Annotated in this window: 19 protein-coding genes; 13 read left to right on the plus strand and 6 right to left on the minus strand. The window is 40.9% G+C overall.

Annotated elements, in window-relative coordinates; genetic code table 11:
- Position 1: 1 nt before the first annotated feature.
- The 3 genes from B5X76_RS08045 to B5X76_RS08055 form a co-directional block, all read right to left on the minus strand.
- Positions 2-559 carry a helix-turn-helix domain-containing protein gene (locus B5X76_RS08045; RefSeq protein WP_079642596.1) on the minus strand — a complete coding sequence of 186 codons (558 nt, stop codon included), beginning with the start codon at positions 557-559 and terminating at the stop codon, positions 2-4.
- Positions 560-692: 133 nt separating this feature from the next.
- Entirely contained in the window at positions 693-1283 is a 591-nt protein-coding gene (locus B5X76_RS08050; RefSeq protein WP_079642597.1) for a YceI family protein, read from the minus strand.
- 216 nt (positions 1284-1499) lie between these two features.
- A complete protein-coding gene (locus B5X76_RS08055; protein ID WP_245801003.1) occupies positions 1500-2612 on the minus strand; it encodes an MBL fold metallo-hydrolase in 1113 nt (370 codons plus the stop codon).
- Positions 2613-2685: 73 nt separating this feature from the next.
- Here B5X76_RS08055 and B5X76_RS08060 point away from each other — a divergent pair, with 73 nt between their 5' ends.
- From B5X76_RS08060 to B5X76_RS08115, 12 genes are all read left to right on the plus strand, one after another.
- Positions 2686-3819 (plus strand): lipase family protein, encoded by a 1134-nt coding sequence (locus B5X76_RS08060; protein ID WP_079642599.1) that lies wholly within the window; start codon positions 2686-2688, stop codon positions 3817-3819.
- A 42-nt stretch (positions 3820-3861) separates the two neighbouring features.
- Complete coding sequence (locus B5X76_RS08065; RefSeq protein WP_079642600.1) at positions 3862-4590, plus strand: nitroreductase family protein; 729 nt, start codon at positions 3862-3864, stop codon at positions 4588-4590.
- 47 nt (positions 4591-4637) lie between these two features.
- Positions 4638-6023 carry a hypothetical protein gene (locus tag B5X76_RS08070; RefSeq protein WP_079642601.1) on the plus strand — a complete coding sequence of 462 codons (1386 nt, stop codon included), beginning with the start codon at positions 4638-4640 and terminating at the stop codon, positions 6021-6023.
- Positions 6024-6026: 3 nt separating this feature from the next.
- Complete coding sequence (locus tag B5X76_RS08075) at positions 6027-7031, plus strand: SPFH domain-containing protein (RefSeq protein WP_079642602.1); 1005 nt, start codon at positions 6027-6029, stop codon at positions 7029-7031.
- Between the two features lie 3 nt (positions 7032-7034).
- Positions 7035-7256 carry a hypothetical protein gene (locus tag B5X76_RS08080; protein ID WP_079642603.1) on the plus strand — a complete coding sequence of 74 codons (222 nt, stop codon included), beginning with the start codon at positions 7035-7037 and terminating at the stop codon, positions 7254-7256.
- A 1045-nt stretch (positions 7257-8301) separates the two neighbouring features.
- Positions 8302-9477 (plus strand): FecR family protein, encoded by a 1176-nt coding sequence (locus B5X76_RS08085; protein ID WP_079642604.1) that lies wholly within the window; start codon positions 8302-8304, stop codon positions 9475-9477.
- Positions 9478-9719: 242 nt separating this feature from the next.
- Entirely contained in the window at positions 9720-13244 is a 3525-nt protein-coding gene (locus tag B5X76_RS08090; protein ID WP_176141016.1) for a SusC/RagA family TonB-linked outer membrane protein, read from the plus strand.
- Positions 13245-13253: 9 nt separating this feature from the next.
- Positions 13254-15278, plus strand: coding sequence for a RagB/SusD family nutrient uptake outer membrane protein (locus B5X76_RS08095; protein WP_079642605.1), 2025 nt, complete (start codon positions 13254-13256; stop codon positions 15276-15278).
- A gap of 39 nt (positions 15279-15317) precedes the next feature.
- On the plus strand, positions 15318-16673 hold the full coding sequence (locus B5X76_RS08100) for a DUF5126 domain-containing protein (protein WP_176141017.1): 1356 nt from the start codon (positions 15318-15320) through the stop codon (positions 16671-16673).
- Positions 16674-16702: 29 nt separating this feature from the next.
- Positions 16703-18319 (plus strand): DUF4998 domain-containing protein, encoded by a 1617-nt coding sequence (locus tag B5X76_RS08105; RefSeq protein WP_079642607.1) that lies wholly within the window; start codon positions 16703-16705, stop codon positions 18317-18319.
- 10 nt (positions 18320-18329) lie between these two features.
- A complete protein-coding gene (locus B5X76_RS08110) occupies positions 18330-19352 on the plus strand; it encodes an MBL fold metallo-hydrolase (RefSeq protein WP_079642608.1) in 1023 nt (340 codons plus the stop codon).
- A 223-nt stretch (positions 19353-19575) separates the two neighbouring features.
- Entirely contained in the window at positions 19576-20169 is a 594-nt protein-coding gene (locus B5X76_RS08115) for an RNA polymerase sigma factor (protein ID WP_079642609.1), read from the plus strand.
- A gap of 234 nt (positions 20170-20403) precedes the next feature.
- On the opposite strand, the gene B5X76_RS08120 is transcribed toward B5X76_RS08115, so the two are convergent.
- Both B5X76_RS08120 and B5X76_RS08125 read right to left on the minus strand, forming a co-directional pair.
- The gene (locus B5X76_RS08120) at positions 20404-22215 is read right to left on the minus strand and encodes an ABC transporter ATP-binding protein (RefSeq protein ID WP_245801004.1); all 1812 of its coding nucleotides are present in this window, start codon (positions 22213-22215) and stop codon (positions 20404-20406) included.
- Between the two features lie 102 nt (positions 22216-22317).
- Positions 22318-23217 carry a S1 family peptidase gene (locus B5X76_RS08125; protein WP_079642611.1) on the minus strand — a complete coding sequence of 300 codons (900 nt, stop codon included), beginning with the start codon at positions 23215-23217 and terminating at the stop codon, positions 22318-22320.
- A gap of 446 nt (positions 23218-23663) precedes the next feature.
- Between B5X76_RS08125 and B5X76_RS08130 the strand changes: the two genes are divergently transcribed.
- Positions 23664-25454, plus strand: a complete 1791-nt coding sequence (locus tag B5X76_RS08130; RefSeq protein WP_217699633.1) for an alpha-L-fucosidase — start codon at positions 23664-23666, stop codon at positions 25452-25454.
- A 6-nt stretch (positions 25455-25460) separates the two neighbouring features.
- On the opposite strand, the gene B5X76_RS08135 is transcribed toward B5X76_RS08130, so the two are convergent.
- Positions 25461-25961: a hypothetical protein gene (locus B5X76_RS08135; protein ID WP_079642613.1), complete on the minus strand. Its 501-nt coding sequence runs from the start codon at positions 25959-25961 to the stop codon at positions 25461-25463.
- Positions 25962-26000: the final 39 nt, after the last annotated feature.

Raw genomic sequence — 26000 nt, forward strand, 5'->3', positions numbered from 1 at the left:
GCTACAGCTGATCCAAGTATTTTCTGTCTATGCTTTTTTGATTTCTGAATGTAGTAGCCGATACGCCAGCTATCTCTTTAAACTGTTTGCTCAAGTGCGCTACACTACTATAGTTAAGTACGTAGGCGATTTCTTTTAACGATAGCTCATTGTAAGATAGTAGTTCTTTCGCCTTCTCAATTTTCAACTGAATATGGTATTTCTCGATGGTGGTACCCTCTTGTTGAGAGAATATCGAACTGATGGTATGGTAGTTTATGCCCAGCTTTTCACTGAGATAGACCGATAGTTTAATAGCTTCAGCATCTTCAGCGTTTACGAGTTCAATTAGCAAGGTCTTCACTTCCTTGGTTAGATTGTCTTTCGGATCATCGATCAGCTCAAAACCAATTTTTTCCAGTTCCGCTCCGATCTGTTTTACCTTATCCACCTCCATAGGGTCTGTCAATTGTATCGTGCCCAGTTGTACACTCGAAAAAGGTACCTCCAATCGATTGAGGATGTCCTCTACTGCCGATACACACCGTTTGCAGACCATATTCTTGACCGCTAATTCCATTTGCGCTAATTCTTTTTGTTTCGTTTATTTTTCGTGTATAAACTTAACGATAATTGCCTTTAAATGCAATATTGTAAGAGGCATTTAAAGGCAATTTATAATGTAGCACCTGTTGTGCTTTAGTATGGTTTGACTAATTTTTTACCGCTTCTACATGAACGATAATTTCTACGGTTGGCGCCACGGCATCTACACCAGTAGGTAATTTGTCGTTGTATTTTATATTGTAGTCAAATCGGTTGATAGCTGTTGTCGCAGTAAATCCTGCACGGGTTTTTCCCCAAGGATCTGTAATGATACCCCCATTTTGTGTTACCTTAAAAACAACCGACTTGGTGACATCACGGATGGTTAGGTCTCCAGTCAGTATAAAACTGTTGTTTTTAGCTTTTTTTAAGGTAGCGTTTGTCAGTTTCATGCTAGGGTATTTTTCTGCATTGAAAAAATCATCACTTTTTAGATGATTGTCACGCATTTCAACACGGGTGTCAATGCTGTTGACATCGATAGTAAAATTTACCTTTGCTTTGTCAAAATCCGTTGCGTTAGCAGTCTCTACAGTGCCTTCCAGTTTGGTGAATGCGCCATCTACAATTGCAATTCCTAAGTGCTTGACTTCAAATCTAGCGTTTGTGTGTGCAGGATCTATCGTCCAGCCTACCTGAGCAAAGCTTACATTTGTAAAAAGGATAAATGCAATAAATACGTTTAGTACAGTGTTCATATGTATATTATTTGATTTTAAATGGTCATATGGAATATCCAAAACTGTGCTTTTTCGTGTTTGTGCAGTCTGTGTTACAAGGATATTTCATATCGTTATTTCTTTTTTGTTTGTATGCTACAAAGTTCGGGCAAGTTTTCGATACAGAACTTAATCTAGATTAATAAAAAAACTTTCATGATCTGCCAGCCGCCGGATCATGAAAGTTTTTTTATATTAATCGATCCCTTGCCACCAAGGTGACGATACTCCAAAATGATCAAAGAATACAATTTGTCCGATTTTTGGTGTTATGATATCGACCTGCTGATCTTTTGCTGCTTTGGTTACTCGGATCAACGGTTCGTCCCAGGCATGGTTAGCGAGCGGGAATTTACCCGAATGCACGGGGATTAGGTACTTTGCCTGTAGATCTTGGGTGGCCGTGACCACCTCTTCCGGCATCATATGTATATATTTCCACATCTCGTTGTACTGACCATTTTCGAGTATCGCAAAATCAAAAGGGCCATGAATTGAGCCTATTTCTTTGAAGTGTTTGCCATATCCGCTATCGCCACCGATAAATATTTTCTTTGAGCCGGTAAGGACGAATGAAGACCATAGCGTTGTATTTCGTTTGAAAGTACGTCCCGAAAAGTGTCGTGCCGTTGTTGAATGAACCTGAAAGCCATCGATCTGTGTGCTATCTCCCCAATATAGTTCGGTGATCTGTCCGGCAGGGTAGCCCCATTTTTCAAGATGCGCTCCCACACCTAGTCCGGTTACGATATGTTTGACCTTCCCTTTGAGCTTCATGAAGGTGTTATAGTCTAGGTGGTCCCAGTGGTCATGCGTGATGAATAAGAGGTCGATATCCGGCATGTCCTCCACCTGATAATCGTATTCGCTGTCAAAAGCACGTACAGAAACCCTTACCGGTGTGGCATACTTGCTAAATACCGGGTCTACCAATATCCTCTTTCCATCCAATTGTATGTAATACGAGGAGTGCCCAAACCATACATAGAGATTGCTGTCGATCGGAAGTTTATGGAGATCGTGTTTTTCGACCGGTATTAATGCCTTAGGTATATTTCTTACCTTTTTTGCGAAGAAAAACTCAGAAAGCATCTTCGAGTAACTGGTGCCTTCGGCCAATGCTGGTGTATGTTCCAGGTTGTCAAAAGCTCCTTCTTTGTAGTTGGGTTTGCTTTGCATAAGAGCTAGGCGCGTGCCGCTGGCTTTTGCACCAAATCTGTCGTGTTGCATATAGAGCAGCGTCACCAAGACGAGCACTATCAGGAGGGCTAATATAACCTGCATACTTCGTTTTAAAAACTTTATCATATAGTGTATCTCTAAGTTATGCGAAATATTCTAATCTAAAAGTCATAAATTGCCCCTTATTATCAGACGTCACATGATCAAGTTCACATCATTAGCTTTTATAAAGACCATTTTGGTTTGCTTTTTTGCCTTATTACTACATAGGAGCGGGGTAGCACAGGTGTTGCGGCCGGGATTTGATAAAGCCGAATTTGCTGAGATATTGTCTATCAATGCGCGGTTTTCCGAAAGTCCGCAGATAGCAAAATTTGTCCCTGTCCCAACGCGTTCGCACCTCCTTTATAAAAGTGAAGAGATCGGACTGGTCAACCATTGGCAGCTGTGGTTGATGGATGAAAAAGTGGCTGTGATCTGTACCAGAGGCTCTACTCGTGAAGGGGAGAGCTGGTTGGCCAATTTATTTGCTGCCCAGATTCCTGCTAAAGGTGTATTGAAGATCGAGAAGGATTTTGAATTTAGCTATACGTTGGCAGAGCATCCGGAGGCCGCTGTACACGCAGGTTATGTTTTCAGCTCGGCTTTCCTGTTGCGCGATATATTGCCTAAGATTGACTCCTGTTATCAAGCAGGTATCCGGGATTATGTTCTTTCTGGTCATAGCCAAGGCGGTGGCATCACCTACATTATGAGTGCATACCTGCTCCAGTTGCAAAAGACGGGTAGGTTGCCCGCGGATATGCGTATCAAGGTCTATACCAGTGCTAGTCCCAAACCTGGGAACCTTTATTTTGCTTATGATTACGAACATGCCTTTGGCGATGGCTGGTCGCAACATGTGGTCAATACCGAAGATTGGGTACCCCAGTCTCCTTTCACAGTACAGACCATAGCCGATCTGCCTGATGTCAATCCCGTTCCAGCCCTAGAGGCAACACTAAAAAAGCAAAGTTTCTTCAAACGGATGTTTTTCAATTCGCTGTATAAAAAAATTACCCGGCCATCTCAGAAAGCAGTAGATCGCTATCAGAAATATTTAGGACAGTTTACAGGCAAGCAGATTAAAAAATATTATCCCGATTTTGTCATTCCCGAATTTGCCCATAGCAATGAATACGTCCGTACTGGTAGACAGGTTGTCTTGTATCCGGATAGTGGCTATTTTGATAAGTTTGATTATAGTAAGGACAAAACACAGATTATGCTGCATCATTCTACCGTAGCGTATTATTACCTGTTGAAATCTGTGCCAGGAGTAACTCTTAAATAACTCCGAGAACCGATTGTGGGGTTGTATTAACTAAATATAAGGATGAATTTAGAAGAAGTATTGAATTACCGACGTTCTGTTAGGGTCTACGATCCTGAGAAAGCGATGGATAGCGAACGGGTCAAGCACTGTGTCCAGATGGCTACATTGGCTCCCAACAGTTCTAATATGCAGCTTTGGGAGTTTTATCACGTGTGCAGTCCCGAGTTGTTGCAGCAGCTTACCCATGCGAGTCTAGGACAGTCTGCTGTAGGTACAGCTTCCGAGCTTGTGATATTTGTGACGCGACAGGATTTGCACCGTCGACGGGCAAAAGCTGTACTGGAATTTGAAAAGGGCAATATCGAACGTAATAGTCCTTTGGATAGACAGAAAAGCCGTATCCGCGACCGGGAGCTGTATTACGGCTGGTTGATGCCTATCCTTTACACGCGTTTTTTCGGAATTATCGGGCTATTCCGCAAGCTATTGGTCAGTACTGTTGGACTGTTTCGGCCCATGGTGCGACAGACGTCCGAGTGTGATGTGCGTACCGTTGTACATAAGACTTGTGCATTGGCCGCACAGACGTTTATGATAGCTATGGCCAATGAAGGTTACGATACCTGTCCCTTAGAAGGTTTTGACCATCGGCGGGTAAAAAAGATACTGAAATTGCCCTACGGTGCAGAAGTAAATATGATTATCTCTTGCGGTATCCGTAAAGGAAATGAGGGAATCTGGGGCGAACGCTTTCGCGTTCCGTTTAATGAGGTATACCATAAAGTATGAATTGATTTTTTTTTATACTTTTAATCTTATAATCTGTTGTAGAGAGCATGGCAAAACAAATTAAGGCATTAAAATGTCCACATTGTGGGAGTGTAAAGAAACAAACTATAAAAGAAGATCATTACCTCTGTAATCATTGTGGTACCGAATATTTTTTGGATAATGACGATATCAATGTCAATATAAAACATCAATATGGAGATGGCAAATCCAATGGTCTTGATCCTAAAACCAAAAAAACTATATTCCTAGTTGTCGCCGGCGTTTTGTTTTTTATTGTTTTTTCGAGTGTGCTCAGAACATGTGGGAGCCGCAACGGACAATCTCCGAGTGTTACCTATTTGGACAATTCGCCTAAGGAAAAAGAATATGTCGAACGTGTGAAAGATTATTTGGCTTTTACCGCTTACAATACTAAAAATCCGACGGTGCTCTTCATTATCAATCGGAGCAAGGATGGTTACGGTAGGGAAGGGGCTGAATATATCGCCCGGTTTTATGATCCTTTAAAGGAGAAGACTGTCAGTGATATTGCGCTTCCGGGTTGGAAAGATGATTTCTACCTGCGCAGTCGTGTGTTCAGTGATGAGGGTTATTATATCTGTGCCGATAAGAGTAATAAAGTATATAAAATAGATCCCGCCAAAAATGAATTGATTGATATGACATCTACTTTTTTTGCGGACGTGCCCGAGTTTTCTTCGGGTATCGCTACCTTAAAATTTACTCAGGATAAAGAAGGTGATGGTTTTAATATCATGACCAATGATGGCAAAGAATATTACTATTATCCGCTTGTCCGCAAGATCTATAAAGATCATTCCGAAAGACGTGAGGCTGGTACCGGTCTATCCAGTTTATTATCGGGGGCTAGTTCATCCATCTATTATACGTTTTCCGAAAAAAGTAGAGACTATCCAGAGGAGAAAGTACAACTGGTCAAGTACTGGTATAAAAACAACCCCGGTTATCCGATTATGTTACCGTACAGCCATCAAGTGATATGGGAAAAGGTCTATCAATATCCAAAAAAATCAGGCATCTACTACGGCTCATTCCCCTTTACGAAGAAGTTGTTCAAAGAACCACGTATTGCCAAATTTATTGACCTTACGCCCGATCGCCTTTATTTTGAGGCTAAGGTAGCCTATCAGGATAGTGCGAATCTTTATATAACAGGACTGCCGAATGCCAATCCAGAAGGCAATCCATATATCCAAAAGATCAATACGGAAAATGGTAAAATCGTTTGGACATTTACCCCGCAGAGTGATAATTACTCCTTCGACTACGATATGTACGGCTATGATGGTGGACTTGTTTTTTCTTATTACGATAGAGCAGGGACCGGCAGTTCCAACCGTTTAGTGGTTATTGCCAATGATGGTACAGTGTTAAAAAATCTGGACAAAGACGAAATATTTAAAAAATAAAACATGGGACTATTTAATTTTTTCAAGAAACAAATAGCTACGGTTATAGAATGGCAGCCACAGGACCCCAAGTTATTGGTGTGGAAATATCCAGCAGCAACGGATGAAATAAAAAATGCCAGTAAATTAATTATTTCGCCCGGACAGGGATGTGTCCTCGTATACGAAGGCAAGATTACAGACGTTATAGATCAAGAGGGGGTATACAATATCCGTACAGACAATCACCCATTTATCACCTCCCTTCTTAAAGTTGCACAGCTGTTCGAAAGTGAGCATAAAATGGGACTTTACTACTACCGTAAGGCCGAAGTCCTGAATCAGGGCTGGGGTACAGCATCGGCTATCAAGTATTTTGATACGTACTACAAAATCCCGATTCAGCTTTCCGCATACGGCAATTTTTCGTACCGTCTTAGTGATGCGGCGAAGTTCTTTTCAGATTATGTTGGTACACAGCATACCTATAGTGTGGAGTCTTTTCGCGAGGCCGTACAATCCCGCATCCTACAGGTGTTGACCTCCTGCTTTGCAGAAGAGAAACTTCCTTATACCCAGATTGACAGCGAGATCAACCGTCTGTCTGGCGTAATGAGAGACCGGCTTATGGCAGATTTCGATATCTTCGGGGTCGCATTGAGTGATTTTCGGATCGAAGGCAATTCCTTTGATGAGGATACCCAAAATCGCATTGGCAAGATTGCGGATATTACAGCAGATAGCCACGCGGCATCCGAGGGTGGACTTACCTACGTCGAACTGGAAAAACTACGCGCCTTACGCGATGCTGCGAAAAACGAGGGCGGTCTTGCAGGAGCTGGCGTAGGCCTAGGAGCCGGGATGAGTCTTGGAAAAGTATTTAGCAACTCGATAGATGAAGTGACGCAACCTACGACGGGCGTAGACCCTATGGAACAATTGCGCAAACTCAAACTCTTGCTCGATGAAAATATTATCACGCAGGAGGAATTCGAACAGAAGAAAAAAGAATATTTAAATAGATTGTAAGCCATGAAACATATCATAACTTTTCTATTCGTCATCTCCCTTCTGGTGTTGGGATTTGTCGGTCTGAATTACATCTGGCACTGGGTACAGATAGATTACACTGCTCTGGCAAAAGTGATCATTTCTGTTTTTGTTGTGATCTTTATCGCGACAGGTCTTGCTATGGTCTTCAGCGCAAGTTATGCACGTAAGGACAATCAGCCAAACGTTGGCAAAAAGGATTAGTTTAAGTCGTTGTAAGTGGGCATGTACTTACCTTCAGTTGTGTAGTAGAGATATCTAGTCTCTTTTGAGATGCTTAAATGCGATTTCGTCGCCCCTCAATGTGCTGTCGACATCTGACAATCGTTTGGTTAACAGGAGTAAGCGGCTAGTGAAAAATGACCTCCGAAAATGAGATGTATCTGGTACTATTCCGATAAGTAGGGAAGTGCTATTAATTGAAGATCGTGAGCTACCCAATTGAAAATTCAAATTAACCATAGGGTTTCGTACAGAATCCTTATGTGTTTCACTTTTTGTTGTATGGGTTTGTGGTACATCTATATAGAAGTGTGTGGTATATCTATAGGGTTTGGCACCTAGCCTTATGAAGTTGCGATTTAGGCATAAGGTTTTACCGCTTACCCATATGCAAGTGTGATATACCTATAGCGGTTTGCACTTAAAACTTATGGGTCTATGGTTTAGACGTAAGGTTTTTTCACCTACCCATAAAGAAGTGCGGTATAGCTGTAGGATTTCGCTTAAGATCCCTAAGTGTTTCCCATTTTGTTGTAAGTATTTGTGGTTTATCCATATGAAAGTGTGGTAAATCTATAGAGGTCTGCGCTGGAGCCTTATAGAGTTACTGTTGAGACGTAAGGTTTTGCGGTGTAGCCATATGGAAGTATAGCGTACCCGTACCGGTCTGGAGTATAAACATATGGTTTGCGGGGTATTGGAAGTGTTCTATGATGTGTGAATTAGCCTATTTTGCAACAGCGATCAGGCCCTATTGTTAAGAGGGCAAACTATACAGCTCGCCTTGGATAACAACAGAAATTTTATAATGCCCGAGCCTGAATTGATCGTAATCAAGCCACAGTGTATGATTATGAAGAAATACGCATGATTAAGTGTTTTGGCTATTATAAGGATACTAATAATTGGGTTGATAGTCAGTTAGTGGAAGGTTTGATATGTTTTAGACGGTTGTTCTGATTTTATTTCACTTTTTTACTAAGATTCTTCTTTTCACTTCGTATTGTTGGTATTAAGGTGAAAGAATATGTATGATACTTCAGAAATTGCCCGGTTAATCAAGAAGAAAATTGAAGGTGTTATTACCCCCGAAGAGTTGAGCGAGCTTAACGAATTGGCAAAAAAATATCCTTCCATTGGCAGCTTGTTGTTGATCGTAGAAGATGATCATACGCTATTGGAAGATACGGCCATGTACTTGAGCCTTTCTATGTCGCAGGAGAAGACGGACAGGCAGAATCGGCTATTGGAGAATACACTTTCAAAAATCCATCAACGACCTAAAGTAACTTTATTTCGCAGACTTCTACCTTATGTGGCAGCAGTTTGCGTGCTATCATTAAGTGCTCTTATGTATTATAAGTTGGAGCTTAAAAAATCACACACTGCTATAATTGAAGATCTGGCGCCTGGTACTAATAGGGCTTCTATTACACTCTCGGATGGACGTGTCATCGAGTTGAGTCAAGACCAGCACGGCGTTGTATTAGGCGATCAATTGCAATATGAAGATGGTACGTTGATCCAGGCAATGGATAACGCGGAGGTCGCGTACGCGACAATTGCGACTCCAAAAGGAGGACAATACCAAATCACACTCTCGGATGGCACCAAAGTTTGGTTGAATGCAGATTCAAAGTTAATATACCCTTCTCGCTTTAATGGAGATAGCCGAGTGGTGGAGCTGGAGGGAGAGGCTTTTTTTGATGTTTCTACCATTGCAAAAAATGGAAAGAAAACTCCATTTATGGTCAAAACGGCTCTTCAGCAAGTTGAAGTGCTAGGTACACAGTTTAATCTGAAGGCGTATGCCGATGATCAAGGAGATACCCGTACCACCTTGGTAGAGGGCGCTGTATCTTTACATGTAGCCGATAAAATTTTGCCATTGATCCCAGGAGAACAGGCCGTAAGCAGCAAGCAGGGCCTAAGTAAAAGAAAAGTGGATGTAGGCCCTTACATCGCTTGGAAAGATAATCAGTTTGTTTTTGAGGAAATAGAACTACGCGAGGCACTTAAAATATTGAGCCGTTGGTACGATTTTGATTTCAGTATCGACCATACCGTAAAGCCTATACATCTATATGCAAGTATCAATCGCAGTAAAAGTCTAAAAGAGGTGCTTAATATTCTAGAAAGTAGCGGTATTAAATTTAGACTCGAACGTGCAGGAGAAAGGAATAAATTATTAATCTTCAACTAAAAACCAACGAACACTATTATGGAATAAACCAATGGAAAGAAAGAAGATAGACAAAAAATCGGGCAGTGCGCTAACACTACCCGGGATTGTTTTGGCTGTCTATCGTAATTATTATCTCTAGGCAAAGAGAAGATTTCTCATTTTAACAAATTACAATATGATCTAAACCGTACAAATGTATGATTTTTAAAACAAAACCTGAAGGGCTACATAGGCCTTCTGTTAACCCTGTGCTCTTGATTATGAAATTGATAGTTGTACTTATTTTGCTAAATATTACAGCAGTATGGGCTGATGGGCTTGCGCAGAATATCACCTTGAAAGCAAATGGGATGTCGCTGGTGCAGGCCATGAAAAGTATCCAACAGCAGACTGGATATGAGTTTTTTATAAAGAGTAAAGACTTGGCACAGACCAAAGTCAATGCAAATATCCAAGGTATGCAAATCGAAAGAGCGATGGAAAAGCTGCTGCAGGGCAAATCGGCAGCCTGGCAATTAGAAAGCAACACCATCGTTATTAAACCTCAGGCACACAAAGTAATAGCGACTAAAACAGTAAACAATTCCACACAAGATATAGTCAGAGAATTGCCCTTGATACAGGAGCATCGTATTACAGGTAAAGTGACTGATGCTATAGATGACTCCCCAATATCGGGTGCGAGCGTACTGATCAAAGGGAAGACAATCGGCACGAATACGGCTGTCGATGGGGTCTACGAGTTGATGGTCAATGAAGGCGATTCATTGATTTTTTCGATGGTAGGTTATATCCCACAACGGGTGAAGGTTAGCGCTTCTAAGCTGATCAATATTAGACTTGCCAAGGATAATAAGGAATTGGAGGAGACCGTTGTCGTGGCCTTTGGTAGACAGGCCAAAGAGAGTGTGGTATCTTCCATCACCACCGTCAATGTGAAGGATTTACGTTCGCCCTCCAGTAACCTGACTACTGCACTGGCTGGTCGTATGGCTGGTTTAGTGGCTTATCAATCTACGGGGGCTCCGGGAGAAGAGGATGCACAGTTTTTTGTGCGCAGTGTGACTTCTTTTGGGAGCGGACTGACCTCACCTTTGATATTAATAGATAATATCGAGATGACATCACGGGATCTAGCACGGCTCAATCCAGACGATATTGCGAGTTTTTCGATTTTGAAGGATGCTTCGGCCACGGCGCTGTATGGTGCACGCGGTGCCAACGGGGTAGTCTTGGTAACGACCAAGGAGGGGCAAAAGGGAAAAGTGAAAACTTCTTTCCGTTATGAAACGTCGGTTTCTTCACCCACGACTAAGGTAGATGTGGTAGATCCTGTTTCATTTATGGAATATTCTAATATAGCAAGTCTGACTCGCCATAATGAATTGACATATGCGCAGGGCAAAATTAATCTTACAAAAGATCCGAATCGTAACCCGCATGTGTACCCCGCTGTAGATTGGAAGGACATGCTGACTCGCGACTATTCCATTAATCAACGTGCTAACATCAACCTAACAGGTGGAGGCAATGCCGCAACCTATTACCTCGCGGGCTCGTATTCACAAGATAAGGGGATATTAAAGGTCGACAATGCAAATCCTTTCAATACGAATATTGATTTGAAGAAATATACAATCCGATCAAATGTCAACCTAAATCTTACTAAGACGCTAGAAGCTAAAGTGAGGTTGAATGCTAATTTTGACGATTATTCAGGTCCTATTGGCGAATCAGGAAGTGGCGGTGCTAATACATATACGAAAGCATTACTAGCAAATCCTGTTCTTTTTCCAGCTTATTATGCGCCTGATCGCGCTACACAGTATGTCGACAGAATCCTTTTTGGTAATTATTCGGACAATGAATATGGTGAGGGATCTCCCCAATATATGAATCCCTATTCGGATATAATGAAGGGATATGAGGACGTGCGAAATAGTACGCTGTTGACGCAATTAGAACTGCATCAGGATCTGAATGCGTTAACCCAGGGATTAAAAGCACGATTTATTGGGAGTCTGACACGTTATTCTGGCTTTAATATCCAACGAAGCTATAAGCCATTCTATTACCAGTATATCAAAGGTACTCATGATCCGAATAATCCTGAATTTGCTTACGAGTTAGCGCCATTAAATCCAGAAGATGGTTCTGATTTTATCGATTATACTGCAGGTAATAAATTCGTACAGGCACGTTATTACGCAGAAGGAGCTTTGTTATATAATAGGAAATTTGATGAGAAGCATGATGTAGGTGGTCTTGTCGTTGGATCGGTTAAAGAAAGCATGGATGGCAGTCCAAAAAATTTGGATAGTTCGCTCCCTTCTCGAAATGTAGCGCTTGCAGGCCGCTTTACCTATGGCTTATCGCAGAAGTATTTTGCGGAATTCAATTTTGGTATCAATGGATCTGAACGTTTCGATCCGAGGTTTCGTTGGGGCTTTTTTCCTTCCTTTGGTGTTGGTTGGCAAGTGTCTGATGAAAAGTTTTGGGAACCATTACAGAACATCGTTCCTAAATTTAAAATTCGCGGTACGTATGGCTTAGTGGGGAATGACATTATCGTGGATGATGAGGACAGATTCTTCTTTACGTCAAATATTAATCTTAATGGACCCTCAGCAGGTCGATTCGGCAACAATCCATATGAATCATTTAGTCGTCCTACTATCCAAACGTTGCGTTATGCTAACCCACATATCACTTGGGAGGTATCCTACAAAACGAACTTGGCTGTAGAACTTGGGTTTTTGAATAATGATCTGTCACTAATAGCAGAGGTATATCATGAAAATCGCACTAATATTGTACAAATACGTCAAGATATTCCTTCTGTAATGGGAGTTGCGGGTGATATTCGAACTAATTATGGTGAGGCTACCGGAAAAGGAGTTGATTTGACGCTAAATTACAACAAGTCATTTTACAATGGCATGTGGTATATTTTACGTGGAAACTTTACTTATGGAGCTTCCAAGATAACTGTCTATGATGAATTGGATTACTCCGAAGTGGCGCCATGGCGATCTGTTATTGGACAGAAGGTCGGTCAATCTAGAGGGTATGTAGCAGAGCGTTTATTTATCGATGATGATGAGGTACGTAATTCGCCCGTACAACAGGTACATAGCTCAGGTGGTGATTATCAAGCAGGGGATATTAAATATCGAGATATTAATGGAGATGGTATCATTAATTCTTTTGATATCGTACCGATGGGCTATCCAACGAATCCAGAGATACAATATGGTCTAGGACTCTCTTTCGGATATAAAAGTTTCGATATCTCTGCATTTTTGCAAGGTGAATCTCGTTACTCCTTTTTCCTCGATGCGAGAGCGATGGCACCATTTGTTGAGGTCTTTGAGGGAGAACTGGAAAATGGTAGATGGACGGATAATAACAAGAAGACCGGTCTTAAGGGAAATCGGGCCATGTTGGGTTTCATTCCAGAAAGTCTTTGGACAGAAACCGATAGGGATCTTTACGCCAAATGGCCTCGTCTATCACCTGATGGAAGCGGAGCTGCTATGGGAAACAACAATAATTTCGTAAAAAGTAACTATTGGATGCGTTCAGCAAGCTACTTACGCCTTAAATCCGTAGAAATGGGATATAAGATTAAGGATATAAAGGGAGTGTCTCCTAGAATATATGCTAGTGGTACGAATTTGTTGACGCTTTCTGATTTCAAACTGTGGGATCCTGAAATGCGGGGGAACGGGCTAGCCTATCCTTTGCAAAGAGTATTTAACCTAGGTGTTCAGATCAATTTTTAAACAAAAAAGATGTATACATTGAAAAATATACCTTATTTATATGCATTAGTCCTGATCATATCTCTTTCGGGCTGCAATAAGTTTTTAGATATTTTGCCCGATGACAAGCCAGTCTTGGAAGATGCTTTTAAGGACAAATACAACGCTGAAAAATACTTGTTTACTTGTTACAACAGTATGCCCAATGTGGTAAATCCGACTAATACACTTGGTATCTCCGGTGGTGGAGATATTATTTACTCGGAGAAAAACACAGGGGGAGGTTTTTCCGCTGGTCCACCTGCTGCGCAGATGGCATTTTTAAAAGGTAACAATGTCGCTGATCCCTATGTCAATTTTTGGGATGGACGTAACGGAGCAAGTCGGAATATATGGCAAGGTATCCGACACTGTAATGTGTTTTTGGAACATATCAGGGTAGAAAATGGAGGACCTCGTGACCTAGATGACATGACTAGGGAAAAATGGATTGCAGAGGTAAAAGCAATAAAGGCCTATTTGCATTTTTATCTATTTCAACTTTATGGACCTATCCCCATTGTGGACGAGGTGATGCCTATCTCGGCCAAAGGTGATGAATTGGCCATCTACCGAGAACCTGTTGACAAGGTCGTAGATTATATTGTAGGTACCTTGGATGAAGCTATTGAACAGTTGCCAAACATGAGTGATCTAGATGTGGTGAGTGAGTATGGGAGATTTACAAAGACAATTGCATTGAGTGTAAAGGCCAAAGCATTGGTGTTGGCAGCTAGCCCTCTTTTTAATAATAACAATAATTATAGCGGCTTTAAGGATAAAAGGGGGATAGAACTATTTCCTTCGGGCGATAGTAAGACGCGTTGGGAGCGAGCTGCTGCCGCATGTGACGTGGCGGTACGCGCTGCCGAAGCAGATGGTGCTAAGATACTGATAACTACAGATGGAGGTAATAATGCCATAAGAGGAATCAATAGTACAAATATTAATGATACGACAAAGGCTATGGTTAGTCTTCGTCAGGCGGTTACGCAATCTTGGAATCCAGAAGTAATATGGGCTGTAAATGAGAGTACTACGGTATTGCAGCGATGGGCTACCATGCTGAGTAATGATGAATACTTCAATCTAGCAGGTTCTGCAGGTTCGGACATTGGTCAACGTCATAGCCCTACGTTGAATGTAGTCGAAATGTTCTATTCGTCAAATGGTGTTCCTATCGAAGAGGATCTCGAATGGGAAGACGAAGGCTGGTATCAAAGTAGATACAATACACAGCTCCCAGACGCAGAACATGCAAAGTACTTTATAAAGGCGGGACAGGAAACAGCTATTTTACACTTCAATAGATCATTACGTTTCTATGCATCTGTGGGTTTTGACGGAGGTATATGGGAGGGACGGGAAAAACCTTTGGCAGAAGCTTCATTTCCAAATATGATGCGTCATTTTGGAAGTGGTTTTAAACATTCGGAGGCTTATGGAGGCTACCCTTTTTCAGGTTATCTAGCGAAGAAGCTAAGTCACCTAAAAACGACGTATACAGAAACGCGTATAACATTGATACGTGAGGATTATTCTTTTCCGATCATTCGATTGGCGGATATGTACCTTTTATTGGCGGAGAGTCTGAATGAGGTCGGTGGGCCTACCATGACTGATTCGCAAGGACACAACGCTGCGTATTATTTGGACGTTATCCGTGCAAGATCAGGAATGGAAGGTGTGGTGGATAGTTGGAACAAGTATGCTTCGCCTAGATTTAAATCTAAACCCAGTACGCTCAATGGACTGCGGGATATTATCCGTCGCGAACGTTTCAATGAATTGGCTTTTGAGGGACATTTTTACTACGATGTCAGAAGGTGGTTAATGGCTGAGCAGTTATTTAACCAACCGATATTAGGATGGAATAAAGACGGAGAAAATAAGAGTGATTTTTATAATGTCCGTGTCTTGTTGCAACCTCGGTTTTCAATGAAAGATTACCTAATGCCTATTCGTACCAATACATTGTTGCAAAATAAAAGTCTCGTTCAAAATCCAGGCTGGTAATTCGTTTGACATGTCTGTTAATTCATAAAAATGAAAGAAATGAAAAAAGTATTAAGGAGTTTTATCGTATCAGCTGTTTGTATCGTCCTGCTTTTAGCTTGTAGTGATACCTATTTGGGGGTAGAACAGGTCGTGGTGAGTTCTAACCCTCCTGATAAGGTTACGGTAAAGGAAGTTGTCTCAAAGTCAGGAGCTTTGGAAATTCACTTTAGTCTGCCGCCGGGCAATCCCAATATTGATCAGGTAGTCGCGTCCTATAAAAACAAAAGGGGCGAAAAAATGGAATTTAAAGTGTCAAGATACAGTTCCTCTATTCTAATTGAGGGATTTACAGGTACTGACGTAAAGGCGGTGGAATTAGTTTGCATAGATGTCAGTGGCAATCGATCTGAGGTTACGATGGTCAACGCTGCTCCGTTGCTGTCTCCGCTTGAATTGGCATTTCAAACGATTAGTGTACAGCCAGCGTTTGGAGGAGTCAGGTTAGACTGGGAAAATAGTAATGCAAACCCCTTGGCTATTCATGTATTGACCGAAGATATATTACAATTAGGCGTTATTTCTCTTGTCGAAGATCCAACAAAAACCATATACAATAGAGATTCGATTAATACGTTTGCCTTTGTCCGTCAATACCCGTCGGTTGAGCAAAAGTTTGGATTTACGGTGTCTGATAAATGGGGGAATAGATCAGATACGTTAGTTAGTAAATTGGTGCCTTATAAGGAAGAGACCATAGATTGGAAATCTGTGAAGGCTATTTCATTCTTTAACCCAACATTGTTTAATGGTAGTCGGGATTATGGTATTTATGGAGTTAATCCTGCTACTGGTATCCAAAACGATGGTAATGCCCATGCAGCTGGAAATGCACCGCAAACTATGTTTAACGGAGTACCCTCTGGAAACGAATATTATGGGTATAAATTTGTGAAAAATCTGTCAAACACTGATCCCTCTAAGCGGGAGATTATACATGATGTATACGCAACATTTGATCTGAATATGGAGGCCCGATTGAATAGGGTGAAAATATCACCTAGGGTACATATATCTTACACTTACGCAAGATCTAGTCCAAAACGTTTCCGAATTTGGGGGACCAATGACAGTAATAGTCAGCGATGGGCTAAATTTCCCGAAACTTGGACCTTGATCGGTGAATATGTGGGTAGAAAACCCGTCAACCTGGCTGCACTAACACAAGAAGAATTAGATTGGTTCAATTTGAATCAGGAATATCTGATCAATGAGGATAACGTAAATCCAGCTGCAAAGCCAACTGAACCGTTCCGTTATATGAGATTACAGTTGATGGAAAGCTATAACCAGAACGAAGCATTTTATACGATTAATGAGTTTCAGATGTTTGGCGAAATTTTGAAGTTATTTTAAACATTGTCTTTATTTATAAAATAGAAGCTATGAACAAAATTAAATACATAATAACAGTGGTACTCTTCCACATGTTATTAGTAGGCTGTGATGATGCCAACGATTTGTTGAATCAACATATAAAAGATGGACCTATTGTTTATGCCGGAAAAATCAAGGAGATGGCTACCCAGTCTGGATATTACAGGGTTAGGGTCAACCTATTCCCAACAGAGGATGTAAATCGAGCGTATTGTATCTTAAGTTGGAATAAATCGGGGGAAAGCAGAGATTCGGTACGTGTAGACTATGTAGCATCCAATTATGATAAAGATATGAGGTGCTATTATATGCTGGTCGACTTTCCTTCAATTGAAGGAGCCTTACAAATCGATGCACGCAATGTGGATAGTTTTGGAAATAAATCATTGTTAGCAACTGTAAGTACTAATATTTATGGAACAAAATATGTTTCAGCGTTAGTAAACGCACCGGCGAAAGTCTCCCCTAGAGTAGATAAAGTGACTTTCGAAGAACGAGTCGGGGCGGTAGGTAATATTATCAGCTATGAAAAGAATGATGGTACTTTCACCAAAGAAATTTTTGTAACGGACAAAATCTATCCGCTAGTCGATGCAAAAAGAGGAGGGATAGTACGTACAAAGACAAGATTTCTTATTAATCAGACCGATATTGATACCCTAGACGTTACTAATTTTTTAGAGACAAAGATTCCCACCAATGAGGGGATAGCGACAATGGAGGCTTTTCGTAAAACATCTCCTTTTTTGTTAAATGCAGAACGATTGACGCTGTTGAACAAATTTGAATCGTTCTCTGATAGTTTTCCTCCTGCCTTATTCAGCCAATACTTGAAAAATTCAGATGATGGTTCGATCGATATGGAGCATGCCACACCGATATTGTATGCTTATCGCAATGCTTTTGATAAGGTACTGGCAGAAGTAAAGAGTACCCCAGTTGAGAACGGAGCCGTTGCGGTCTGGTTACTATATAATATGGGGTATATCGTCAAAACGCCTTCTACGACATTCGGTGTAGATGTGGATCATCGCTGGGCTGAAGAGCTGGAACCTTACCTTGATTTTTTATGTGTGACACATAATCACGTAGATCATGCGCATACAAAGTTAATGGATGCGATGAATAAGAAAAGTAAGCCAGTGCTATCTAACTTTTATACTAAAGATACGAAGTATATGTCGAAGGTGCCGAAAAGCTATACTATTGGAGATGTTAAAATTCGAACAGATATCACGGATCATTTACGTGATCCCGCTCTACCGGCTTTTGTGACAGTCTTCCGGATTGAGTGTGGAGCTAATGCAGGTAATTTTTCGATGTTGCACTGTGGCGATTCTGGTTTCAGACCTACAGAGTTTAAAAATGTGGAAGGACCTTTAGATCTCGCCATACTTCGATGGGGGGCGCCACGTGAAAACGATATTTTAGGTAGCGGAAGTGGACAAGTAGCACCTAAATATGCTATATTATCCCATTTAATAGAGTTGAGACATGAACCCTATCCAAAAGGTCAGGCCTCAATAACGCAGACATTAAAACACCTGCCAGATGTTAAATGTGATAATACGATAATTCCTTTCTGGGGAGAAAAAATGATTTGGAAAAATGGTCAAATGAAATAAATCTTGCACTATGGTTAAATACGTATTATCATTCTTATTATTCGCTTTTGGACATGTTTCTATTGCCCAAAAACGCTCTTTTGAAAAAGACCAGAAAAGCTACACGAATGTAGGGGTGGAGACCATTCAGAAGTTGAATAAAACAAGTCCGCTTGTATTAAATGAGGAGAGGCTGTCGCTATTGAAGACTATAGAGACCTACTCCGATCCCTATTCAGATATCCCATTCAAAGAATACCTGAAGAAGTCTGATGAAGAGGCTGAGGAGCTCGAACATAAAGAACCTATTCTCTATGCCTATAGGTCGGCGTTTGAGAAGGTATTGCAAGAAGTAAAAGCGACAAAGGTCAAAAAGGGAACAGCATCGATCTGGATGCTGTATAATATGGGCTTTGTAATCAAGACCCCTTCGGGATGTTTTGGCATAGATGTAGATCATCGCTTAGCTGAGCAGCTAGCCCCTTATCTGGACTTTTTATATATCACGCACAATCATGGTGATCATGCCAATGTGAAGTTGATAGCAGCAATGAAACAGTTGGGGAAGCCTGTAGTCACTAACTTCGATGTAGGCAATGCTCCTTATTTCTCAACGACTGCAACAGGTTATAAGATTGGTAACTTTACATTACGTACTGATATCTCAGACCATCTGCGAAGTCCCGATCTTCCAAATTTTGTAGCTGTCGTTCGTATTGATTGTGGGGAGGATACAGGCAACTTCTCGATGCTCCATTGTGGAGATTCTGGATTCGATCCACAGCGATTCAAAGAAGTGCAAGGGCCGGTAGACCTCGTCGTACTGCGGTGGGGAGCAGCGAGAGAGAATGATATCTTAGGCAGGGGAGAAGGGCAGATTCAAACCAATTATGCGCTCTTATCGCACTTGATCGAGATGAGACATAAGCCTTATCCGAAAGGTCAAGCCTCTATTACACAGACATTAAAGCATCTTCCTAATGTAAACTGTGAAAATACCATTTTGCCTTTTTGGGGAGAAAGGTTGGTCTGGGAAAAAGGAATGTTGAAATAAACACTGTTGCCAGACTGGACATAACATGCTCCTTGTGTTAGGGGCATGTTATATAATGATTATGGAATTGGTTCATAGGGGCGTTTTTAGTGGGTTTTATTTAATTTAGCATCGAACTATTTAATTAGCTGCTGTAGTTTTATTTAACATTTTATTTGATGCGGCTTTTGATTTAAATTGCTTAACTTAGTTATGCTAACAAAACTATTTAAACCTCTAAAACGTGAAAGACGACCTAAAATATGTTGAAATTTTATGTCTTGGGCATGAATTAGGCTTACAGTATTTTATTGGGCAACTTGGGGAACCGTTACATTTTTTTGCCTACAAGATTACAAAGAATAAAGAAGTCTCTGAAGAGATCGTATCCGAGTCGTTTTGCAAACTTTGGCAGCGGAGAGAAAAAATGACAAGTTATGAATGCATAAAGTCCTTTTTGTTTTTAGTGACCCGTAATGCCTGCTACGATCATATGGGCTCTGCATATCAGAAGAAGGTCTCCCTATCACACACCGACTGGACCAGTATCCAAGGAAAGGATGGTGATATGTTGGGGCAGATTATTTATGTAGAACTGATTATGCAGATTGCTGAAGAACTAGAAAAGCTGCCCAAACAACAGGCCGATGTCTTTCGTATGTCTTACCTAGAAGGAATGGATACGAAAGAAATCTGTGACGTGCTAGGTACAACGTCTGGCAACGTCTATTTTGCGCGATCAAAAGCACTCTCTACCCTTCGGATGATCTTTAAAGAAAAAGATATTAACCTCTATATGACTTTTCTGCTAGTAACCTGTCTTGAAGGAAGCTTCTGATCCCATCTATAGGTTATTCAAAATTCTAATACAATACCGATCGGGTAGCATGTTAAATAAATCTATATCGTCGTTAAAGAAGGTTTTCCTTTATTGACGAGTGTATTAGTTTTGACTATTACCACGCTTATATTAAAAAAGAATTGGTATGATAATCTGTGTAGAGACGAAAAGGAATACGATGCATTTATAAAGAAGCATAGTCTGTGATTTCTCTCTTTTTATAATCCATAGTTACTTATCCTCTCGGTAAGTCTGCACGAGCTTATCGAGATTGAGGCTACGGGCAGAGGCGTCAAATATCTCGCGGTATGTGCCTCGGGTTTCCATTAAGGAATCATGTGTACCCGACTCGACGACTTGCCCCTTTTTTAAGACATATATGTAGTCTGCATCCAATATCTGAGACAGGGAGTGGGAGATGATGACTACTGTTCTGTCTTTTTGGATAGCATCCAAGGAATTTTTTATCTGTTCCGTTGCGATGGCGTCAAGACTAGCGGTGGGTTCGTCCAAGAAGATAATAGGTGGGTTTTTTAGAAATAAACGTGCTATCGCAATACGTTGCTGTTGTCCACCGGAGAGTAAGGTCGCATCGTGCCGATAATGGTCGGGTAGCTCCATAATCTGCTCATGTAGATAAGCCTTTCGTGCGGCGTCCTGTACTTCTTCTAATGTAGCTTCTATCTGTCCGTATCGAATGTTATCTTCTATACTACCCTTGAAAATGTGGTTACGCTGGAGTACGATTCCAATTTTATCGCGTAGCACACTATTGTCGTAGTCATTAAGATCAGTGCCATCCAACAGGATTTGGCCCTGTTGGGGTAGGTAGAATTTACACAGTAAATTGATGATGGTAGATTTGCCAGCCCCACTCAGTCCCACAAAGGCAGTGGTCTTTCCATGTTCGATTTTCATGTTAATATCGACCAAAGTATTTACACTGTTGGGATAGCTGAAATCAACATGACGAAGTTCGAAAGTTCCTTTGACACTAGATGGACTCAGAGTTCCATTGGGTTCGACTTCCGTATCAGCATCTAGAATATCAAAATATCCCTCGGCATAGATCATAGCATCATTCATATCATCGTAGATGCGGTGCAGCTGACGGATCGGAGCTGACACATTATTAAATAGCATAATATGTAGCATGATAGCACCTATGGTCATCTGCTGATCTAGTACCAAAAATACCGTCAACAGAATAATCGCCACTACACCGAATTGTTCAATAAACGTCTTGAGACCATCATAAAGGAAGTTGATTTTACGGGTGTACAACTGGCTCTCCATAAGCTGCATTTGCAGGTCATATTGCTTCTTGCCCTCGAATTTTTCCCGAACAAAGCTTTTTATGACCAATATAGAATTGACGAGATTTAAGAGGCCGGATGTCTTCTGTTCCCGTTGGTTGCGGAGTTGTCGGCGCACGCCGCTTAATTTTCGAGCCTGTAACGAGCTGACGTAAAAGTAGATCGGGACGACGATTGTCGATACTAGTCCTACATATACGTTTTGAATGTACATTACAACCAACGCTAGGAGCGCACTGGAGAATAAAGGAAGAATATCAATAAAAAAGTTTTGAACCAATCGGGTTAAGCTTTCGATCCCTCGATCTATTCGCGTTTGTAGTTTGCCCGATTCATGATTTCCGTCTGTATAAAAGGAAACACGATAAGTTAATATTTTATCTATTACGGTCTGAGCGAGTTCGGAACTTACATTGATTCGTATTCGCTCGCCGTAGTACTTCTGTCCAAAATTGATAAATATATTAATGATTTCTTTAGAGAGTAGTATTACGGATATTAGAGCGAGCACATGGATACCCGTTTGCATAGGGTTGGGCAATTGTATTAATTTAGACACCTCATCTACCGTATATTTAAGTACAATAGGGTTGACCTGTGCCATTAGTGATCCTATCAGTGTGAGGACTAACGTCCAAAATATCATGCGTCGATTCGGGCGTACAAAGGGTCTTAGTTGCCTGAATATTCCCAGTAAACTGATCGTTCTATTAAATGGATTTTTCATTTCTGTCTACAATCTAACAAATTTTATCAGTTATTGTTTGTCAAAAAAAGAAGGGTTACTCTTTATTAAGAGTAACCCTTCAGCTTATAGATTCGGAATGAATTAAATGTTTTTGATGAGCTCTTTGAGTAATACCACTGGTTTAGTGTTTTTGACGACCATTTGTAGATTCTTTTGTTCCTTCATATCATAATAGATAGAACGTGTAGAAGACACTGTACTGATAAGGTTGCCATATTGGTCTACAATAGGAGCGCCACTAGATCCTGCAGCATAGTCTGCGGTGATATCTGTTTGTGGAAGTTTATTCGTCTTAGAGATGGGTGAGAGGTAATTTCGAGCTACTTTTCCAGTACTGAAATAATTAATCATAGGAGCTGGATTGCTCATTACGAATACATTGTCTCCGACCTGGGCTGTATTACCTAACGGTAATGGAGTTAGCTTTTTTCCTTTGGTATCCACCTTAACGATAGCTAAATCGGCGTCTTTAAAGGAGGAAATAATCTCGCTCACCAAAAATACATCTCCATCGTTGGTCTGGATGGACATAGCTAGGTTTTTACCGTTTTTGCTTTCAATGAACCCTTCGATAACATGGTGATTCGTTGCAATAAGGCCGTCTTCGCTGATAATATAGCCAGAAGCCGTATTAAGATGCGTACGATGGCAGTTACCACAGTCGTAAGCAGTAGCAAATGCCACAAATGAGGGCTGGATTAAAGCTGCAATCTCAGCAGCATCAAGTACCTTTTTACGGGGCTTTACCAAAGACATATCGATTTTTTTTCCTTCTACAGCTACTAAATCTTTAGCGGCTTGTTCAGTAGTGATAAACTTACTGCTCTTGAGTAATTCTTCTGTCTTTACTTCGAAATTGTTAGTGATTTCCTGTTGGTCACTAAAACCTTCCCATTTTTTTGTAGTCTGTGCGTGTGACTCTACGGTGCCTAAACACAAGCCTATTGCTAGAAGGTTTAAAACTAACTTACTTTTTTTCATGATTCTGTTTTAAAATATGTGTGATTTATTTTGGTCATTTTTGTTAAGCAAAGTTAGGTCTTTATGTGGACGGCTGTACCGCGTAACAATAATTTTAGAAAGGGATAAAATAGAGCTAGGGTAAGATTGGATAGCAGTTCGGTAAGATTATTTATAGAAGGTTGGAAATAATTGAGGAGTTTTGAATTGGAAGAGATTTGTGATTGGGTAATAAACGAAATAAATTATGAAACCATCATGACTTATTTAGTCACACAGGGGGATGAATCCACGAGCGAAGTGAGTTCATGAATGCCGCTTAAAACATACACTCGATGAATAAATCAGATAGCTTCATCACGAATCGAAGATAAACCGATCCGTCAACTGACGGATCATGAAATAAATGCGAAGCATTCATGAGTTCCATCGAGAAAATAATTAAATACACGAATAATTATAGACTGATGAAAATACTACGTTTTAAAAAGCAGGCTATAAGCATGGCTACGATGATGTTTTTTGTCTTAGGACAACAGGCCATAGGACAACAAATGGATGAGTTATGGGGTCGTGGGCAAGATAAAACAGACTTAACGGATCCAGGTAAAGAAAAAGGAAAGCGTTTTAGGGAAGGTAAGTATGCTCTGTTTATACATTGGGGACTGTATTCACAATTGGCCAATAAATGGGATGGTAAAACCTACTATGGTATAGGGGAGTGGATGATGGATGAAAATATGGCTGGTCTTAGTACAAAACAATATGTCACCATTGCTAAAGATTTTAATCCTGTTGATTTTGATGCTAAAGCAATTGTGCAATTGGCTAAGGATGCTGGAATGAAGTATATTATCATTACTTCCAAGCATCATGATGGTTTTGCGATGTATGATTCTAAGGTGAACGATTTTAATATTGTGGCTGGAACACCTTTTAAAAGAGATCCCATGAAAGAGTTGGCGGAAGCATGTGCAGCTGGAGGACTAGGATTTGGGTTTTATTATTCTCATAATCAGGATTGGACGAGCCCTTACGGAACTACTTTTCAACAGAGTGGTATATTGGAGACGAATTCATTTGAGAGTTATTTTAGGAATAAATGTCTCCCTCAAGTAGAGGAGATTACAAGTAACTATGGACCTATAGAGTTGGTGTGGTTCGATACACCAGGCAATATGAAAAAGGAATATATTGAAGAATTGGTCGCTGTGGTTCGTAAAAATCAACCTAATGCTTTTGTCTCCGGGAGGGCCGGGCATGGTCTAGGAGATTATAATACATTGGGTGATATGGAAATTCCTTTGAGAAATACATCGGGGCTATGGGAGACCGTAGACGTAACGAACGATGCTTGGGGCTATGCGTGGTATGATAATAATTGGAAAAGTCCAAAGGAAGTGCTCCAACGCTTGATATCAACTGTTGCTCGAGGCGGAACGTATATGTTAAATATCGGATTGGATGGTCGTGGAAATACTCCAGATCAAGCACAAAGGGCACTACGTTCGGCCGGTAAATGGCTGAAACAGCATGAAGAAGTGATTTATAAAGCGGAAGCTTCACCATGGCAACATGCTTTAGCATGGGGCGATGTGACTAAAAAAGGAAAAAAACTATTGTTGTCTGTTTATGATTGGCCAACCAATGGTAAGTTGTATCTGCCTGGCCTACAGGCAAGCATTCGTTCAGCAAAACTTATTGCGGGAGATAAACATATATTATTAAAATCCCAGAAAGTAGATAATTGGACAGTGTTTAGTGTGCCAAATGCGGCTACAGATCCATTAGTGTCGGTCATCGAACTGGAATTGACAGATGCCCCCAAAGTGGATCCTATACTAGCTGTAGATCCACAGATGCGAAATACATTTGCTGCTGAATTTGCGACCGTGTCTCACGCTAAAAAATCACGTAAGGGGTGGATGGAGAAGTTTGGGGAATGGAAACATGTGACTCAAGTCAGTGATTGGAAAGATGAAGCAGAAGCACGTTGGACAGTAGACGTTTTGGTACCAGGGTATTATCAAACAGAGCTGGAATACAGTGGTGAAGGTAAGCTAGTGTGGCGAATAAACCAATCAGATGGGATGCCTGTGCAGAATCAACAAAACTCTTCTGCTATTTATGCATGGCACCCCATTGGCTGGATCTATTTTACTAAGCCAGGGAAATATGATCTTTCGGTGTCTCTTATTGAAGGAAACCGTGAAAAGGCCAGCTTAAGTGGGCTCCGTCTTCAGGCAATTCAATTCTAGAAAAAGCTAATTATTAGGCAATTTCTCCAATTGAGTCGAATCCAGAGGCGTCATTATCTTTTTGTAGTTGCCTGCTATACTGGCACCGCCAGAACAGTAAAAATGAAGGATAGCCTCGTCTTGTGGGGCTTCAGGATTGATGGTTAATGTGCTATCATTGAATGTAAATATGACTTTTTTTCCTTGCAAAGATGCCTGGTACACTCCATCTTTTACCTTGTTAGCTTCTGTGTCCAAGGTGCAGGTTGGTTTTTTTCTGTCAGCCCTAGATCGTACTTGAATGACTACCGTACTGTCGTTACGATTTTGTACCATTACCCCAACCCAATCATAACCTTCACTACGTTTGTCATAATCCGCCGTAACATAGTTACCAGCCACAAGCCGAGTGTCGGATTGGGACTGTTCCGTAGTTGTTGTATTGTTTTCTTTAACTTTTTTTTGGTTACAGTTACTCAGTGCTAGTGGCACCAGGGCTAATAAAAGTGTGCTTTGTAAAATATTCATCTGGTTCTTATTCTATACAAGATGATAGCACAAAAGTCT

Origin of the sequence: Sphingobacterium nematocida, assembly GCF_900168125.1 — a bacterium.
In the GTDB taxonomy this organism is placed as follows: Bacteria; Bacteroidota; Bacteroidia; order Sphingobacteriales; family Sphingobacteriaceae; genus Sphingobacterium; species Sphingobacterium nematocida.

What these genes read in the sequence shown, in the direction of transcription:
- B5X76_RS08050 (WP_079642597.1), bottom strand. Translation starts at nt 1,283, where the DNA reads ATGAACACTGTACTAAACGTATTTATTGCATTTATCCTTTTTACAAAT.
- B5X76_RS08055 (WP_245801003.1), bottom strand. Translation starts at nt 2,612, where the DNA reads ATGATAAAGTTTTTAAAACGAAGTATGCAGGTTATATTAGCCCTCCTG.
- B5X76_RS08045 (WP_079642596.1), bottom strand. Translation starts at nt 559, where the DNA reads ATGGAATTAGCGGTCAAGAATATGGTCTGCAAACGGTGTGTATCGGCA.
- B5X76_RS08060 (WP_079642599.1), top strand. Translation starts at nt 2,686, where the DNA reads ATGATCAAGTTCACATCATTAGCTTTTATAAAGACCATTTTGGTTTGC.
- B5X76_RS08110 (WP_079642608.1), top strand. Translation starts at nt 18,330, where the DNA reads ATGGTTAAATACGTATTATCATTCTTATTATTCGCTTTTGGACATGTT.
- B5X76_RS08100 (WP_176141017.1), top strand. Translation starts at nt 15,318, where the DNA reads ATGAAAAAAGTATTAAGGAGTTTTATCGTATCAGCTGTTTGTATCGTC.
- B5X76_RS08095 (WP_079642605.1), top strand. Translation starts at nt 13,254, where the DNA reads ATGTATACATTGAAAAATATACCTTATTTATATGCATTAGTCCTGATC.
- B5X76_RS08075 (WP_079642602.1), top strand. Translation starts at nt 6,027, where the DNA reads ATGGGACTATTTAATTTTTTCAAGAAACAAATAGCTACGGTTATAGAA.
- B5X76_RS08085 (WP_079642604.1), top strand. Translation starts at nt 8,302, where the DNA reads ATGTATGATACTTCAGAAATTGCCCGGTTAATCAAGAAGAAAATTGAA.
- B5X76_RS08065 (WP_079642600.1), top strand. Translation starts at nt 3,862, where the DNA reads ATGAATTTAGAAGAAGTATTGAATTACCGACGTTCTGTTAGGGTCTAC.
- B5X76_RS08070 (WP_079642601.1), top strand. Translation starts at nt 4,638, where the DNA reads ATGGCAAAACAAATTAAGGCATTAAAATGTCCACATTGTGGGAGTGTA.
- B5X76_RS08080 (WP_079642603.1), top strand. Translation starts at nt 7,035, where the DNA reads ATGAAACATATCATAACTTTTCTATTCGTCATCTCCCTTCTGGTGTTG.
- B5X76_RS08090 (WP_176141016.1), top strand. Translation starts at nt 9,720, where the DNA reads ATGAAATTGATAGTTGTACTTATTTTGCTAAATATTACAGCAGTATGG.
- B5X76_RS08125 (WP_079642611.1), bottom strand. Translation starts at nt 23,217, where the DNA reads ATGAAAAAAAGTAAGTTAGTTTTAAACCTTCTAGCAATAGGCTTGTGT.
- B5X76_RS08105 (WP_079642607.1), top strand. Translation starts at nt 16,703, where the DNA reads ATGAACAAAATTAAATACATAATAACAGTGGTACTCTTCCACATGTTA.
- B5X76_RS08120 (WP_245801004.1), bottom strand. Translation starts at nt 22,215, where the DNA reads ATGAAAAATCCATTTAATAGAACGATCAGTTTACTGGGAATATTCAGG.
- B5X76_RS08130 (WP_217699633.1), top strand. Translation starts at nt 23,664, where the DNA reads ATGAAAATACTACGTTTTAAAAAGCAGGCTATAAGCATGGCTACGATG.
- B5X76_RS08135 (WP_079642613.1), bottom strand. Translation starts at nt 25,961, where the DNA reads ATGAATATTTTACAAAGCACACTTTTATTAGCCCTGGTGCCACTAGCA.